We start from the raw sequence: 16,318 nt of genomic DNA, 5'->3' as shown, positions 1-16,318 counted from the left end.
ATCGCGTACGGAACCGGCGAGCCAGACATTGAGCTCCCGTGCGGCGCCCGCGCCCCGGACGGCGGCACCGCGTCACCGACGCGATCGTGCCGCCGGACCGGAATCCGGCGCGGCGCCCGGGAGCGTGACGGGAGAACCGCCCGCATGCTCGGACCGACCGAACCCGGCATCACTGCCGAGGACAACGACAACAACAGCCCCAGCGACACGCTGCCGCCGCGCCGCCGGCGCCGCGCGGCGTCCCGCCCCGCGGGCCCGCCGGTGACCGCCGACACGGCCGTCGCCGAAACCATCACCGAGACCCCCGCCCCGGCCGCCGAGGTGCCTGCCGAGGAGCCCGCCGCCGAGGCCGCTCCGGCTCCCCGTACGCGCCGCCGCGCGACCCGTAAGGCCACCGCCGCGGCGGCCCAGGCGGAGGAGACGGCCGAGGCCGCGCCCGCCGTGGAGATCGTCGAGGAGGCCCCGGCCGCCCCGGCGCGCCCGCGTCGCCGCGCGACCCGTAAGGCCACCGCCGCCGCGCAGGCCGAGGAGGCCGCCGCCGCGCCGGTCGCCGTGACCTCCGCGGAGGAGGCCGCCGTCGAGGCCGCCGCCCCCGCCCCCCGTGCCCGCCGCCGGGCCACCGCCGCCGCCGGGTCCCCGAAGGCCGAGGCCGCCGCCGAGGAGATCGTCGTCCCGGCCGTCGCCGAGCCGGTCGCCGAGGCCCCGGTCGAGGAGCCCGCCGCCGAGGAGGCCGCTCCGGCTCCCCGTACGCGTCGCCGTGCGACCCGTAAGGCCACCGCCCCCGCGCCCCAGGCGGAGGAGACGGTCGAGGAGCCCGCCGCCGAGGAGGCCGCTCCGGCCGCCCGTACGCGTCGCCGGGCCACCCGCAAGACCGCCGCTCCGGCGCCGCAGGCCGAAGAGGCCGCCGAGCCGGTCGCCGAGGCGGGCGCCCTGCCCGCCGGCACCGTCGAGCAGATCACCTCCGACGAGGCCGAGGTCGCCGCCGCGGAGAAGGCCGCCACCCGTGGCCGCTCCCGCCGCCGGGCCAGCGCGCCCGAGTTCACCGCCGAGCCCGCCAAGGCCGCCGAGCCGTCCCGTGGCCGCCGTGCCGCCCGGCCCGCTGTGGCCGTCTTCCAGGCACCGGTCTTCACCGAGCCGATGTTCCAGACGCCGGAGACCGCCGCCGCGGCCGCCGCCGCCCGGGCCGCCGAGGTTGAGGCCGAGGTCGAGGAGGAAGAAGAGACCGTCGAGGTTGAGGCCGAGGCCGTGGTCGAGGCGCCGGCCGAGCGTCCGCGTCGCCGTCGCCGCCGCCGTGGCGAGCCCGCCGAGCCCGCCGAGCGCGTCGCCGAGCCCGTCGAGGCCGAGGAGGAGCCCGAGGAGGCCGAGGCCGCCGAGGGCGAGGAGGGCGACGAGTACGAGGACCGTCCCTCGCGCCGCCGTCGCCGGGGCGGCCGCCGTCGCCGTCGCGGCGAGCCCGTCGAGGCCGACGAGACCGACGAGACCGACGAGATGGGCGCCGAGGCCGTCGAGGGCGCCGAGGACGAGGAAGAGGAAGAGGAGGAGCCCGAGGACCACGAGGGCGAGACCCCCTCGGCCGCCGGCACCAGCAGCTCCCGCCGTCGCCGCCGCCGTCGTCGTCGCTCCGGTGACGGTGTGGTCGAGGCCGAGGCGGGCGAGGAGGACGGCGTCCGGACGGTCGTCAAGGTCCGCGAGCCCCGCCCGGCCCGCGAGAAGGCCGAGCCGTCCGACGAGGTCCAGTCCATCAAGGGCTCGACCCGTCTGGAGGCGAAGAAGCAGCGCCGCCGCGAAGGCCGCGAGCAGGGCCGCCGCCGCGTCCCGATCATCACCGAGGCCGAGTTCCTGGCCCGCCGTGAGGCCGTCGAGCGGGTGATGGTCGTCCGCCAGAGCGGCGAGCGCACCCAGATCGGCGTCCTCGAGGACAACGTCCTCGTCGAGCACTACGTCAACAAGGAGCAGTCGACCTCGTACGTCGGCAACGTCTACCTGGGCAAGGTGCAGAACGTCCTGCCGTCGATGGAGGCCGCCTTCGTCGACATCGGCAAGGGCCGCAACGCCGTCCTGTACGCCGGTGAGGTCAACTTCGAGGCGCTGGGCCTGGCCAACGGCCCGCGCCGGATCGAGACCGCCCTCAAGTCCGGCCAGTCGGTCCTGGTGCAGGTCACCAAGGACCCGATCGGCCACAAGGGCGCGCGTCTGACCAGCCAGGTCTCCCTGCCGGGCCGCTACCTCGTGTACGTCCCCGAGGGCTCGATGACCGGCATCAGCCGCAAGCTTCCGGACACCGAGCGGGCGCGTCTGAAGACCATCCTCAAGAAGATCGTCCCCGAGGACGCGGGCGTCATCGTGCGCACCGCCGCCGAGGGCGCGAGCGAGGACGAGCTGCGCCGTGACGTCGAGCGGCTCCAGGCGCAGTGGGAGGAGATCCAGAAGAAGGCGAAGAGCGGCAACGCCCCGACCCTTCTCTACGGTGAGCCGGACATGACCGTCCGGGTCGTCCGCGACATCTTCAACGAGGACTTCTCGAAGGTCATCGTCAGCGGTGACGAGGCCTGGGAGACCATCCACGGCTATGTGGCGCACGTCGCGCCGGACCTGGCCGACCGCCTGTCCCGGTGGACGAGCGAGGTCGACGTCTTCGCGACGTACCGCATCGACGAGCAGCTGATGAAGGCGCTGGACCGCAAGGTCTGGCTGCCGTCCGGCGGTTCGCTGGTGATCGACAAGACCGAGGCGATGATCGTCGTCGACGTCAACACCGGAAAGTTCACCGGCCAGGGCGGCAACCTCGAGGAGACCGTCACCAGGAACAACCTGGAGGCGGCCGAGGAGATCGTCCGTCAGCTGCGGCTGCGTGACCTCGGTGGCATCGTCGTCATCGACTTCATCGACATGGTCCTGGAGTCCAACCGCGACCTCGTGCTGCGGCGACTGCTCGAGTGCCTGGGCCGTGACCGTACGAAGCACCAGGTGGCCGAGGTCACCTCGCTGGGCCTGGTCCAGATGACCCGTAAGCGGGTCGGCCAGGGCCTGCTGGAGTCCTTCTCCGAGACCTGCGTCCACTGCAACGGCCGTGGCGTGATCGTGCACATGGAGCAGCCGACCGCCCCCGGTGGCGGCGGCAACGGCAAGCGGGCCAAGAAGCGGGCCCGTGGCGGCGAGCACGTCCACGAGCACCCCGAGGCCCTTGAGCCCGAGGTCGAGGCCGTCGAGACCGAGGCGGAGGTGGCGGCCGAGATCGCCGAGCCGATCGCCCTCGCCGAGCCCGAGTTTGTACCGGACGAGGAGCTCTACAGCTCCGCGGCCGAGGCGGAGGCCGCGGCCACCCGTGGCCGTGGCCGTCGTCGGGCGTCCCGCAAGGCGACCGCCCCGGCGGGTGCGCCGAAGCGGACCGTGGCGCCGGAGCCCGTCGTCGCGGAGCCCGAGCCGGTGGCCGTGGAGGCCGAGGCCGAGTCGGTCGTCGCCGAGCCCGAGCAGCTGGCGGCCGTGGCGGAGGAGCCCGCGGCCCCGGCCCGGACCCGTCGCCGCGCCACCCGTAAGGCGACGGCCCCGGCCGGTTCGCCGAAGCCGGCGGCCGAGGCCGAGGCCGAGGCCGAGGCGGAGACCGTGGTCCCCGCCGTGGAGCCGCAGGCCGCCGAGCCGGTCGCCGCGCCGGAGCCGGCCGTGACGGAGGAGGCCCCCGTGGCCGCCCCGCCGCGCGCCCGTCGCCGGGTGGTTCGCAAGGCCACCGCGCCCGCCGGTTCGCCGGCCGGTGCCGAGGAGGCGGCCGTCGTCGTGGTGTCCGCCACGGCCGCGGAGCCGGTCGCGGAGCCCGCGGCCGAGCCGGCCGAGGAGGCCGCGCCGGCCAAGAAGACGGCCCGCAAGACCGCCAAGAAGGCCACGGCGAAGAAGGCCGCCACCAAGAAGACGGCGGCCAAGAAGACCGCGGCGAAGAAGACGACCGCCAAGAAGGCCTCGGCATCCGCCAAGACTTCCGCGGCAGAGCAGCAGTCGTCGCCGTCCGTGACGGCGGTCACGGAAAGCTGAACAGCCGGTGAGGATCGGCTGAACGATCCGTGTTCCACCCCGGGTAGTCGGGGTGGAACACGGGTTTCGTTTCGGAATTGATGCCTGGGGCCGTTAACTGCCCCGAAATTGCCTAGGAAATTGCTGATAATGTGACGCCGGTCGCTGCCGTGGGCGGGCCCCGCCCGGAGACTACGGTCGGTGACCGACCCGGATCCGGGACACGCCGGTCCCAGCATTCCTCGGTAGGGCGTCGGCATCGCGCCGGAGGGGTACGCGCGGCCTCGTTATGACGTCCGCCGCACCCCTGACCTCTGCCATATAGAGCTCTTGCGGTGTTCAAGGAGGACGTCCAATGCCGAGCATCAACGAGCAGCCCATCCCCGCTGCCCGCCCGGTCATCGGTGAAGAAGAGATCGAAGCGGCCGTACGCGTACTGCGCACGGGCCGCGTCGTACAGGGCCCCGAGGTGGCCGCGTTCGAGGAGGGATTCTCGGAGCTGGTCGACGGCCGTCACTGCGTCGCCGTCAACTCCGGTACCTCCGCGCTGCACCTCCTTCTGATGGCGCTGAACATCGGCCCGGGTGACGAGGTGATCGTCCCGTCGTTCTCGTTCGCCGCCTCGGCCAACGCCGTCCGGCTCGTCGGCGCCGACGCCGTCTTCGTCGACATCGAGGCCGACAGCTTCAACATCGACCCGGCCGCCGTCGAGGCCGCGATCACGCCGCGCACCGCCGCGATCATGCCGGTGCACATCTACGGCAACCCGGCCGCCATGGACAAGATCATGGCGATCGCCGACAAGCACAAGCTCGCCGTGGTCGAGGACGCCTGCCAGGCGCACGCCGCCGCTCTGCACGGCACCCCCGTCGGCGCCTTCGGCTCCGGCGGCACCTTCAGCTTCTACCCGACGAAGAACATGCACTCCCTCGAGGGCGGCATGATCTCCACGGCCGACGCCGAGGTCGCCCGCACCCTGCGCCTGCTGCGCAACCAGGGCATGGAGCAGCGCTACGCCAACGAGATCGTCGGCGCCAACATGCGGATGACCGACGTCAACGCCGCCATCGGCCGCGTGCAGCTCGGCAAGCTCGGCGGCTGGACCGAGCAGCGCATCGCCAACGCCGCGTACCTCTCGGAGCACATCACCGCCGAGAACGTCGTCACGCCGATCGTCGCCGAGGGCGCGCGTCACATCTACCACCAGTACACGATCCGTGTGCTGGGCGACCGTGACGCCGCGATGGCCAAGCTCACCGAGGCCGGTATCGGCAACGCCGTGTACTACCCGACGCCGATCCACCGTCTGAAGCCCTACTGGGAGCCGGACCAGAAGGCCGGTCGCAACTGGGACCTGCCGGAGACCGAGAAGGCGGCCGCCGAGGTCGTCTCCCTGCCGGTGCACCCCTCGCTGACCCAGAACGACCTTGAGCGCATCGTCACCGCCGTGAACGCGCTGGGAGAGAACCTGTGACTGCCGCTGGACTGCGAGCCGGCCTCATCGGCCTCGGCTCCATGGGACGCCACCACGCCCGTGTGCTCGCGAGCCTGGAGGGCGTGACGCTCGTCGGTGTCGTCGACCCGATGGGCGACACGAACGGCTGGGCCCAGGGCGCCCCCGTGCTGTCGACGGTCGAGGAGCTCATCGCGCTCGGCATCGACTACGCCGTGGTGGCCTGCCCGACCGCGCTGCACGAGGAAGTCGGCCTGAAGCTGGCCGAGGCCGGTATCGGCGCCCTCATCGAGAAGCCGGTCGCGGACACCGTCGAGGGTGCCCGCCGGCTCGTCGAGGCCTTCGAGTCGCGCTCGCTGGTGGCCGGTGTCGGCCACATCGAGCGGTGCAACCCGGCGCTGCGCTCGCTGCGCACCCGCCTGGAGGCCGGCGAGCTCGGCGACGTCTACCAGGTCGTCACCCGCCGCCAGGGTCCCTTCCCGCACCGCATCGCCGATGTCGGCGTGGTCAAGGACCTCGCCACCCACGACATCGACCTCACCGCCTGGGTGACCGGCCAGGAGTACACCTCCATCGCCGCCCACACCGTGCACAAGAGCGGCCGTCCGCACGAGGACATGGTCTCCGCCGTCGGCCGCCTCAGCGACGGCACGATGGTGAACCACCTGGTGAACTGGCTGAGCCCGCTGAAGGAGCGATTCACCTCCGTCACCGGCGAGCGCGGCTGCTTCATCGCCGACACCCTCACCGCCGACCTCACCTTCTACTCGAACGCCGCCCAGGCCACCGAGTGGGAGGCGCTCCAGGCGTTCCGTGGCGTCTCCGAGGGCGACATGATCCGTTACGCCATCCCGAAGCGTGAGCCGCTCCTCGTCGAGCACGAGCTCTTCCGGGACGCGGTGCTCGGCAAGTCGCACGACATCTGCACCCTGCGCCAGGGCCTGCGTACGGTGGAGGTCGCCGCGGCGGTGCTGGAGTCCGCCTCCACCGGTCTGTCCGTGAGCCTGAAGCCCGACACGGATGCCGAGGGTGTGACCCTTTGACCGAACCCGCTGTCACGGTGGTCGTGGCCGTCTACAACACGATGCCCGCCCTGACCGAGTGCCTCGAATCACTCGTCGGGCAGAGCATCGGGCTCGACCGTCTCGAGATCATCGCTGTGAACGACGGTTCCACCGACGACAGCGGGAAGGAGCTCGACCGCTTCGCGGCCCGGTACCCCGGCAGCTTCAAGGTGATCCACCAGGAGAATTCCGGGGGACCGGCCCGTCCGAACAATGTCGCGCTTTCCCAGGCGACCGGCCGATATGTGTTCTTCGTCGGCTCGGACGACTATCTGGGCCGCGAAGCGCTCGAGCGGATGGTCCGTATGGCCGACAAGAACGACTCCGACGTCGTTCTCGGCAAGATGGTGGCCGTCGGCAACCGTTCGATTCCGCGTGCGGTGTTCCGTACGACCGAGAACAGCATCCCGCTGATCGGCTCCGGCGCCCTCTACGCGATCTCCAATACCAAGATGTACCGGCGCGCGCTGATCGAGAAGCACGGCATGCGCTACGCGGAGGACCTCCCGGTCAGCTGCGACATGCCGTTCACCCTTGAGGCGTACGTCCACGCCAAGACCGTCTCCGTCGTCGCCGACTACGACTGCTACTACGCGGTCCGGCGCGACGACGACAGCAACATCACCTATCGGGCCCGGTTCGAGAACCGGCTCAAGGTGTGCAAGCGCGCCCTGGACCGGCTGCACGAGCTGTCCGGCCCCGGCGATCTGTACGACGCCTTCGCGATCCGGCTCCTCAAGGTCGACCTGGCGTGGATCTTCGGCGAGAACTTCCTCGCCGAGACCCCCGAGCGCCGCGAGGAGTGCGTCCGCGCCACCGCGGAGTTCATGGAGGAGTACTACGGCTCCTCCTTCGACCGCTTCGAGCACCGGCTGACCGTCCCCGAACGGCTCCGGTTCCGCTGGGTGTTCGCCGGCCGCACGCAGTCGCTGACCGAACTGGTCGAGCGGGACACGGCCGGCGACCTGCCGCCCACGCTCCTCGACGGGGACCACGCCTACGCCCTGTACCCGGGCTTCCGGGACTCGCGCTACGACATCCCCGACTCCAGCTTCGAACTGCTCGGCACCCTCGTCGGGCGGTTCGGCCCCGGCACCGAACTCGGCTCCATGGCCTGGCACCAGGACGGCGACGCGTTCGCGCTGGACGTCTCCGTCCGGGTCCCGGTCGTCGGCGACACCTCGTCCGCCGTCGTCCGGCTCGCCGACCGCGCGATGCCGAACTCCACCGACAAGGCGGGCGCCCGGCGGCTCGGCAAGCACGAGGAACTTCCGGCCCCGGTCGGCGAGTTCACCCGTGAGACAACCCCCGACGGCGACGCCACCGTGGTCCGGGCCCGGATCCCGCTCAAGCGCCGCAAGGCCACCCTCGGCCTGCGGGTCTCGCTCGACGCGGGCGGCTGGACGTACGAGATCCCCGTACGCGGCGAGGAGCACCCGCTGCCGCTGGCCCGCCGCTGGCGGGTCGACGACCCCTACCGGGTGGCGGCGCAGGTCAACGCCAAGGGCCGCGTCGTCGTCGCCACCGGCCCGCTGTATCCGCCCAACAAGAATTGGGGCTCGCGCCTGCGATCCCTGCTGACCGGCTCCAAGAGGAAGTAATCACCCCATGAACATCTGCGTAGTCGCTCTCGGAAAGATCGGACTGCCGCTCGCCGTCCAGTTCGCCGCCAAGGGCCACCGGGTGATCGGCGCCGACGTCAACGAAAAGGTCGTCGAGCTGGTCAACGCCGGCACCGAGCCCTTCCCCGGTGAGTTCGACCTCGACCGTCTCCTGAAGGAGACCGTCGGCGCCGGGCTGCTCTCCGCCACCACCGACACCGCCGCCGCCGTCGCCGAGTCCGACGCCGTCGTCGTCGTCGTGCCGCTCTTCGTCGACGCCGAGGGCACCCCGGACTTCGGCTGGATGGACGCCGCGACCAAGGCGATCGCCAAGGGCCTCAAGCCCGGCACCCTCGTCTCGTACGAGACCACCCTGCCCGTGGGCACCACCCGCACCCGCTGGGCGCCGATGCTGGAGGAGGGCTCCGGCCTGAAGGCCGGCGAGGACTTCCACCTCGTCTTCTCCCCGGAGCGCGTGCTCACCGGCCGCGTCTTCGCCGACCTGCGCCGCTACCCCAAGCTCGTCGGCGGTATCGACGAGGCCTCGACCAAGCGCGGTGTGGAGTTCTACGAGCAGGTCCTCGACTTCGACGCGCGCGAGGACCTCCCGCAGCCGAACGGCGTCTGGGACCTCGGCACCGCCGAGGCCTCCGAGCTCGCCAAGCTCGCCGAGACCACCTACCGCGACGTCAACATCGGTCTGGCGAACCAGTTCGCCCGGTTCGCCGACAAGAACGGCATCGACGTCAAGAAGGTCATCGAGGCCTGCAACTCGCAGCCCTACAGCCACATCCACCAGCCCGGCATCGCCGTCGGCGGCCACTGCATCCCGATCTACCCGCGGATGTACCTGTGGAACGACCCGGAGGCCACCGTCGTGCGCTCGGCCCGCGAGGCCAACGCCGCCATGCCCGAGTACGCCGTCGACCTGCTGGCCGCCGCCTACGGCGACCTCAAGGACGTGAACGTGCTGGTGCTGGGCGCCGCCTACCGCGGTGGCGTCAAGGAGACCGCCTTCTCCGGCGTCTTCGGCACCGTCGAGGCGCTCAAGGCCCGCGGCGCGGTCCCGTACGTCTCCGACCCGATGTACACCTCGGAGGAGCTGGCCGCGCACGGCCTCACCCCGCACCAGGGCGAGAAGGTCACCGCCGCCATCCTCCAGGCCGACCACGCCGAGTACCGCGAACTGGCCGCCTCCGACCTGCCGGACGTCACCGTCCTCGTCGACGGCCGCCGCACCACGGACCCGGAGCGCTGGACCGGTGTCCGACGCGTCGTCATCGGTGGCTGACGCTTCCGACGCACTGGCCTGGCCCGGCCACCTCGTGGCCGGGCCCTCTGGCCAACTCGATGTGTAAGGATTTGAGTATGTCTACGTCTGTCACCCGGCCGAAGCTTGCCGTCATCGTCGCGAACGGCATCACGGGGGACTCCCGGGTACAGAAGACCGCTCTCGCGGCGGCGAAGGCGGGCTGGGACGTCACCCTGATCGGCCGCAGCCCGTCGAAGAAGGCGGAGCATTCGTGGTTCGGTCCGGTCAAGGTGGTACGCCTGCCCGTTACCGACCGCATGGAGCGCCGCGTCACCGCGAAGAGCGACCGGGGCGGCGCCCGCGCCCGCCTCACCCAGCTCGGCATCCGCGACCGGGCCACCCTGGACCAGCTGCGCGACGCGCACCGCGCCTGGGTGCGTGAGCAGACCGCCCGGATCGGCTGGATGGATGCGTCCCCGATCGGCGGCGTCCACGCGGCGAGCCTCAAGGCGTGGGTCCGCGCCCGCCGCAGCGCCCACAACTTCCGGGTCCGCGCCTACCGCTGGGAGCAGCGGCGCAAGTCCGTGAAGACCACCGGCGACTGGCGTCAGGACTGGCCCGCGCTGCTCGATCTGGACCTGGCCTTCGGCCCGTTCATCGAGGAGCTGGCCCCCGATGTCATCCACGCCAACGACATCACCATGATCCACACCGCGGCGCGGGCGGCCTCCCGGCTGCGCGCCCGCGGCCACAAGTGCGCCTGGCTGTACGACTCGCACGAGTACGTCGCCGGCATCGAGTGGGCCAAGCCGCAGATGCGGACCGCCTTCCCGGCCGTGGAGCGGGAGTTCATCGGCAAGGCCGACGCCGTGGTCACCGTCTCCGACGAGCTCGCCAAGATGCTCCAGGCCGACCACAAGCTGCCGCAGACCCCCGCCGTGGTCCGCAACGCCCCGATCCGCGAGGTCGTCGGCGCCGCCACCGGCCGGGTCTCCGTCCGTACCGCCGCCGGCGTCGACGAGGGCGTCCCGCTGCTCGTCTACGCGGGCTGGATCGCCCCGGACCGCGGACTGGCCACCGCCGTCGAGGCGCTGGTCGACCTGCCCGAGCACCACCTCGCGCTGGTCGCCGGCCGCCGCAACGCCGGACTCACCGCCCTGCAGGAGCAGGCCGCCGAGCTCGGTGTCCGCGACCGCGTCCACGTCGTGCCGTACGTCCCCCAGCACGAGGTCGCGGACTACCTGTCCAGCGCCGACCTGGGGCTCACGCCGTTCCACCGCATCCCCAACGTCGAGAACTCGCTGCCCACCAAGGCCGCCGAGTACCTCCACGCCAAGCTGCCGATCATCACCAGCGACGTGAAGACGCTCGCCGCGTACGTGCGCACGCACGGCGTCGGTGAGGTCTTCACCGCCGAGGACACCGCGTCCTTCGTCGAGGCCGTCAAGCGCGCCACCGTCGACCGCGAGGCCCTGCAGAAGAACATCACCGAGGCGCTGCTGACGGACCTGTCCTGGGAGCACCAGTCCGAGGTCCTGATGGAGGTCTACACCAAGATCTCCGGGCTGAAGCCGGGCGAGCCGCCCGCGGACTTCTCCTGGGAGGCCGAGGAGCGCAAGGTCGCCAAGGCAGACGCCAAGCAGGTCGAGCAGCTCGACAAGGGCTGGCGGACGCTCGGCCCCACGCCGGTCAAGCTGGGGCTCGGTCCGGCCAACTACGCCGGGCAGCTCGCCGCGTACGCCACCGCCGTCACCCGCCGCCGTGACGACGTCTCGGCCGAGGTGGTCAAGCACCGCATCGCCACCCAGAAGCACGACTACCCGGCGGACGTCTACATCGACGGCGCCGCGCTGAAGAACCTCGACGTGCAGCTGGAGCTGGTGCAGCGGACCGTGCGCCGCTACACCCACCTGATCGCCGACGCCTTCCGGCCCGTCTTCGGCGGGCTCAACGGCGGCAGCATCGAGGGCGACCTCGCCGCGCTCCAGCACCACCGGATCAAGGTGGCGCTGCTCGCCCACGGCAGCGAGGTCCGCAACCCCGCCAAGCACCGCGAGCGCAACCCGTACTCGCTGTTCCTGGACGCCCCGGACGGCTACGAGGAGACCCTCCAGACCCTCTCCGACCGCAACCGGCGCATCGCCGAGGAGGCCGACCTGCCGGTCTTCGTGACCACGCCGGACCTCCTCCTCGACCTGCCGATGGCGACCTGGACGCCGCTCGTCGTGGACGTGGAGCAGTGGGCCTGCGACCGGCCGGTGATGGAGCGCAAGCGCCCCAAGGTGCTGCACGCCCCCTCCGCCCGCTGGACCAAGGGCACCGACCGGATCCTGCCGCTCCTGGAGGACCTCAACGACCGCGGCGTCATCGAGTTCCAGCTCGCCGAGGGCGTCTCCTGGTCCGAGGTGCGCGAGCTGGTCCTGGACGCGGACATCGTGATCGACCAGTTCGCGGTCGGCGCGTACGGCACGTTCGCCGTCGAGGGCATGGCGGCCGGCAAGCCGGTCGTGGCGTACATCGACGAGGACTCGATCGAGGCGTGCGGAGTCACCCCGCCGATCGTCAACGCGACCCCGCAGACCCTCGGCGAGGCCATGGAGCGCCTCCTCGACGACCGCGAGGCCACCGCCCGGATCGGCCGCGAGTCGGCCGCGTTCGCGCGGAAGTACCACGACGGCACGGCCACGGCCGTGGCGCTGGACAGCTTCCTCACCAAGTAGACCGCAGACGAAGAGGCCCCCTGCCCGAGCGGGCAGGGGGCCTCTTCCGTATGTCCGGGGCGTCAGGCCTGGGCGGCCAGCGCCTCCTCCATCAGCTTCACGACACGCTGGGCGGCGGTGCCGTCACCGTACGGAGTGCCCTGCTCGGTGGTGGGCGCGGGCCGGGTGGCGAGCTTCGCCCACTCCTCGACGTCCATCTCGTGCGGGTCGGGCACGAGGACGTTCCAGCCGCCCTCCAGGGTCTCCACCCACTCGGTCTCGGGGCGGATCGTGGTGCACGCCCGGCCCAGCAGGAAGGTCTCCTTCTGCAGACCGCCCGAGTCGGTGACGACACCGGCCGAGGCCATGACCGCGGCGACCAGCCCGGCGTACGGCAGCGGACGGCCCACGCGCACCGCGCCCTGCTCCAGCTTGATGCCGTGCTCCTCGGCGCGGGCCACCAGACGCGGGTGGGCGAGCAGCGCCACCGGCACCGGCAGCGCGGCGAGGGACTCCACGATCGCGGCGAGCCGCGCCGGGTCGTCGGTGTTGTCCGGGCGGTGCAGCGTGGCGAGCAGGAACGGCTGCTCCGGGTCGATGCCCTCGGGCAGCGCGGGCGCCGGGTGCTCGCCGGCGAGCACGGCGTCGCGGATCCGCAGGCAGATGTCGACCATCACGTCACCGGCCAGCCGGGTCCGCTCGGCCAGGCCTTCGTTGCCGAGGTGGCGCACGGCCTCCTCGGTGGGGGCGAGCAGCAGGTCGGCGCAGTGGTCGGTGAGGACGCGGTTGTGCTCCTCGGGCATACGGCGGTTGAAGGACCGCAGACCGGCCTCCAGGTGCGCGACCTTGTAGTGCAGCTTCACGGCGGAGAGCGCGCCGGCCACGGTGGAGTTGGTGTCGCCGTACACGAGGACCCAGTCCGGGCGCTCGTCCTCGAGGACCTTGTCCATCGCGGCGAGGACCGCACCGGTCTGCACACCGTGGCTGCCGGAGCCGACGCCCAGGTGCACGTCCGGGTCCGGGATGCCGAGGCCGGAGAAGAAGACGTCGGACAGGTCGGCGTCGTAGTGCTGGCCGGTGTGCACGATCACGTGCTGGTGGTCGGTGCCCGCGAAGGCCGCCGCGATCGGGGCGAGTTTCACCAGCTGGGGGCGGGCCCCGACGACACTGAGGACCTTCACGTTGCTCTTCTCCTTGTGGGGGTGCGAGGTGCGTGCGACAGGCGGTGCGCGCGGATGCGATGCGCTGCCGATAGTACGTGCAGCCCTGTCAAGCACGGGAATGGGTGACCCGGGAAGCGCACGGTATGCTCGCACGCTGCGGAAGGTATCTGCCGCGAACCCAAGCCCATCAGGAAAGGCGCGTACATGGAGCCCGACAGCACGACCCCGTCGCGGGAGACCCGGGGGCGGGTCGTCATGCTCGTCGACAACGGCGTCAAGGGTGACTCCCGGGTCCAGAAGGCGGCCCGTTCCGCCGCGGACGCGGGCTGGGAGGTCGTCCTGTTCGGCGTATCGCCGACCCCGAAGATCCAGTCCTGGAAGCTCGGCAAGGCGGAGGTCCGGCTGATCCCCAAGCCGGCCCACCTGGAGCCGCGCCGCCACGACCTGCGCCGGCCGTTCCCGCGCCGCCCGCTGGCCTACCGCTCGCCGCAGGTGGCCTCGTACCGCGTCCAGGCCGCCAAGGCCTGGCGCTCGGACCTGGCCTTCCGCCAGGCCGCTGCGAAGGCCGCGCAGGCCGGCCACCCCGGCAAGCCCAGCGCCGGCGGCTCCAAGGCCCGGCTGATCGTGCCGCGCGCCGGAGCCAAGGTGTTCAGCAAGTGGGTCGCGCTGCGCGCCCGGGAGACCCGGAACCTGCAGAAGGCCCGCAACCCGCTGACCGCGCCGCTGGACCGCACCACGACCGCCCTGTGGTCGAAGCTGATGGGCGAGCGCGCCTGGCGCCGGCTGATGCCGAACCTGTGGGACTTCGAGCTGGCCTTCGCCAAGCACATCGACGACTTCAAGCCCGACCTCATCCACGCCCACGACTTCAAGATGCTGGGTGTCGGCGCCCGCGCCGCGGTCCGCGCCCGGGCGGCCGGCCGCCCGGTGAAGCTGGTCTGGGACGCGCACGAGTTCGTGCCCGGTCTGCCCGCCTACCACGGCCGCTGGCTGCCGGGCCATGTCGCCTGGGAGAAGGAGCACGCGGTCTTCGCCGACGCGGCGATCACCGTCTCGCCGTCGCTGGCCCAGATGCTCAAGGACGGCCACGGCCTCAAGGAGCTGCCCGCGGTCGTGCTGAACGCCCCGGTGATGCACCCGGCCGACGACGAGGTCGAGGGCGCCGCCCCGGTCCCGGACCTGCGCGCCATGTGCGGCATCGACGCGGACACCCCGCTCCTCGCGTACGTCGGCGGCATCAGCCCGGTCCGTGGCGTGGAGACCATCATCGAGGGCCTGCCGTCCCTGCCGGGCGTGCACGTGGCCCTGGTCTCGGTCACCCCGGGCAAGATGAAGGCGGTCGCCAGCACCCAGCAGCTCGTGAAGAAGCTGGGCGTGGGGGACAGGGTGCACTTCCTGCCGTTCGTCCCGCACTGGCAGGTGCCGGAGTACCTGAAGGCGGCGGACGCGGCGGTCAGCCCGCTGCACCACCTGACCAACCACGAGCTGGCCCTGTCGAACAAGTTCTTCGAGTACTCGCAGGCCCGGCTGCCGCTGATCGTCAGCGACATCAAGACCATGGCCGACATGGTGAACTCGACCGGCCAGGGCGAGGTCTTCCGCGCCCAGGACACCGAGGACTTCGTACGCGCCACGAAGACCGTCCTCGCGGACCCGGCGCGCTACCGCGCCGCGTACGACAAGCCGGGCCTCCTGGAGGGCTGGACCTGGGAGGCGCAGGCCGAGATCATCGACGGCATCTACAGCCGTCTGCTGCCGGACCGCCCGAAGAAGGCCGTGTCCGAGAAGGTCTGACGCCTGGAACGTGGAAGCGCCCCGCACCGGAAGGTGCGGGGCGCTTCTGTGTGTCCGGGGCCTGAGTCGCTCAGAGCCGCTTCTTCAGCCAGCTCACCGAGGGCCGCTCCACGAAGCGGTGGACCAGCCAGGACAGCACCAGCAGGATGCCGGTGGTCGCGGCGAGCGTGGCCCAGGCGCCGAGGTGCCCGTAGAAGGTACGGATGAGGGCCCAGCCCAGCTCCTCGTGGAGGAGGTAGAGGGGGTAGACGAGGGCTCCGGCGGTGGAGAGCCAGCGCCAGTTGAGCCAGTCGAACTTACGCAGGGCGATGGCGAGGATCAGCACGTAGAAGGACGTGACCAGGGCCAGCACGACGAACGGGCTGCGGTCGAAGCCGAGCTTGTCGCGGGCGTTGACGGCGTGTTCGAGCAGGTCGCTCTGCATGAACAGCCAGCTGCCGCCGAGCAGCAGCCACAGCTTCAGGTCGGGGCCGAAGCGGTAGATCAGGTACATCGCGATGCCGGAGACGAAGAGCGCGGTGCTCATCGGCTGGGCGAAGGTCTTCTCCAGCAGGGGGAAGCCGGTGCCGGCCTTCTGCTGGGCGACGACCGAGACGAGCAACCAGGCCCAGGAGAAGATGTAGACGCGGTTGTAGCTGATCGGCTTGATCAGGACGAAGAGGAAGACCAGGTAGAAGCAGAGTTCGACCCAGAGGGTCCAGTAGGCGCCGACCACGTGCACGGCGTCCATCGGGACCTGGAACATGGTCAGGTTCGTCAGCGAGTCTGAGACGCTGGGGATCTTGCGGTCGCCGTCCGGGATCATCCGCCACACCAGTACGCCGACGATCACCGAGAACCAGTACGCGGGGAACAGGCGCAGGAAGCGGGCCTTGATGAACTGGCCGGGGGTGCGGTCCCACGCCGACAGGCAGATCACGAAGCCGCTGATGATGAAGAAGAGCTGGACGCCGTACGAGCCGTACTTCGCGAAGTGGAAGATCTCGGGGAAGAGGTACCGGGGGTTCTCGCCCCAGTTCACATCGGTGGCCTTGTCGATGCCCGCGAAGTGGAAGAGCAGGACCGCGAGCGCGGCGACGACCCGCAGGCCGTCCAGGGCGTAGAGCCGGACCGGGGGCTTCTTCGCGACAGGTGCCTTCTCCGCCGTGGCGCGGGCCTCCTTCAGCTGCGCCGGGGCCTCCTCCGCCGGGGCCGGGATCCCCAGGTCTTTGCTGGGCGTCTGGACGTCGCTCTGAGACATGTCACGTCGTTTCGAGGGCCGGGGCTAGGGGAAAGTCCGCCCATATTAAT

9 protein-coding genes are annotated in these 16,318 nt (G+C 71.4%); 7 read left to right on the top strand and 2 right to left on the bottom strand.

All coding sequences use genetic code 11. From position 1 onward, the window contains the following. The first annotated feature begins 144 nt into the window (after positions 1-144). The 6 genes from ACZ7LT_RS04050 (at position 145) to ACZ7LT_RS04025 (ending at position 12,092) form a co-directional block, all read left to right on the top strand. On the top strand, positions 145-4,023 hold the full coding sequence (locus tag ACZ7LT_RS04050; protein WP_471233873.1) for an Rne/Rng family ribonuclease: 3,879 nt from the start codon (positions 145-147) through the stop codon (positions 4,021-4,023). A gap of 334 nt (positions 4,024-4,357) precedes the next feature. Further along, positions 4,358-5,476 (top strand): DegT/DnrJ/EryC1/StrS family aminotransferase, encoded by a 1,119-nt coding sequence (locus tag ACZ7LT_RS04045; RefSeq protein ID WP_471233872.1) that lies wholly within the window; start codon positions 4,358-4,360, stop codon positions 5,474-5,476. Then, a complete protein-coding gene (locus ACZ7LT_RS04040) occupies positions 5,473-6,498 on the top strand; it encodes a Gfo/Idh/MocA family protein (protein ID WP_471233869.1) in 1,026 nt (341 codons plus the stop codon). The genes ACZ7LT_RS04045 and ACZ7LT_RS04040 overlap by 4 nt, the downstream gene beginning before the upstream one ends. After that, positions 6,495-8,120, top strand: a complete 1,626-nt coding sequence (locus ACZ7LT_RS04035) for a glycosyltransferase (RefSeq protein ID WP_471233867.1) — start codon at positions 6,495-6,497, stop codon at positions 8,118-8,120. The genes ACZ7LT_RS04040 and ACZ7LT_RS04035 overlap by 4 nt, the downstream gene beginning before the upstream one ends. Before the next feature lie 7 nt (positions 8,121-8,127). Beyond that, on the top strand, positions 8,128-9,411 hold the full coding sequence (locus tag ACZ7LT_RS04030) for a nucleotide sugar dehydrogenase (protein ID WP_471233866.1): 1,284 nt from the start codon (positions 8,128-8,130) through the stop codon (positions 9,409-9,411). Positions 9,412-9,488: 77 nt separating this feature from the next. After that, positions 9,489-12,092 (top strand): glycosyltransferase family 4 protein, encoded by a 2,604-nt coding sequence (locus tag ACZ7LT_RS04025; RefSeq protein WP_471233862.1) that lies wholly within the window; start codon positions 9,489-9,491, stop codon positions 12,090-12,092. A 62-nt stretch (positions 12,093-12,154) separates the two neighbouring features. Here ACZ7LT_RS04025 and wecB read toward each other — a convergent pair whose 3' ends face one another. Beyond that, positions 12,155-13,252: a non-hydrolyzing UDP-N-acetylglucosamine 2-epimerase gene (wecB, locus tag ACZ7LT_RS04020; RefSeq protein ID WP_189204424.1), complete on the bottom strand. Its 1,098-nt coding sequence runs from the start codon at positions 13,250-13,252 to the stop codon at positions 12,155-12,157. Between the two features lie 186 nt (positions 13,253-13,438). On the opposite strand from wecB, the gene ACZ7LT_RS04015 reads away from it, so the two are divergent. After that, the gene (locus ACZ7LT_RS04015) at positions 13,439-15,028 is read left to right on the top strand and encodes a glycosyltransferase family 4 protein (RefSeq protein ID WP_471233860.1); all 1,590 of its coding nucleotides are present in this window, start codon (positions 13,439-13,441) and stop codon (positions 15,026-15,028) included. A gap of 70 nt (positions 15,029-15,098) precedes the next feature. On the opposite strand, the gene ACZ7LT_RS04010 is transcribed toward ACZ7LT_RS04015, so the two are convergent. After that, on the bottom strand, positions 15,099-16,268 hold the full coding sequence (locus ACZ7LT_RS04010) for an acyltransferase family protein (protein ID WP_471233857.1): 1,170 nt from the start codon (positions 16,266-16,268) through the stop codon (positions 15,099-15,101). Positions 16,269-16,318: the final 50 nt, after the last annotated feature.

This window comes from Streptomyces sp. NPDC039465 (assembly GCF_055639315.1).
Note: the sequence above shows the minus strand (reverse complement) of the source record. Positions and strands in the feature narration are given on the sequence as shown.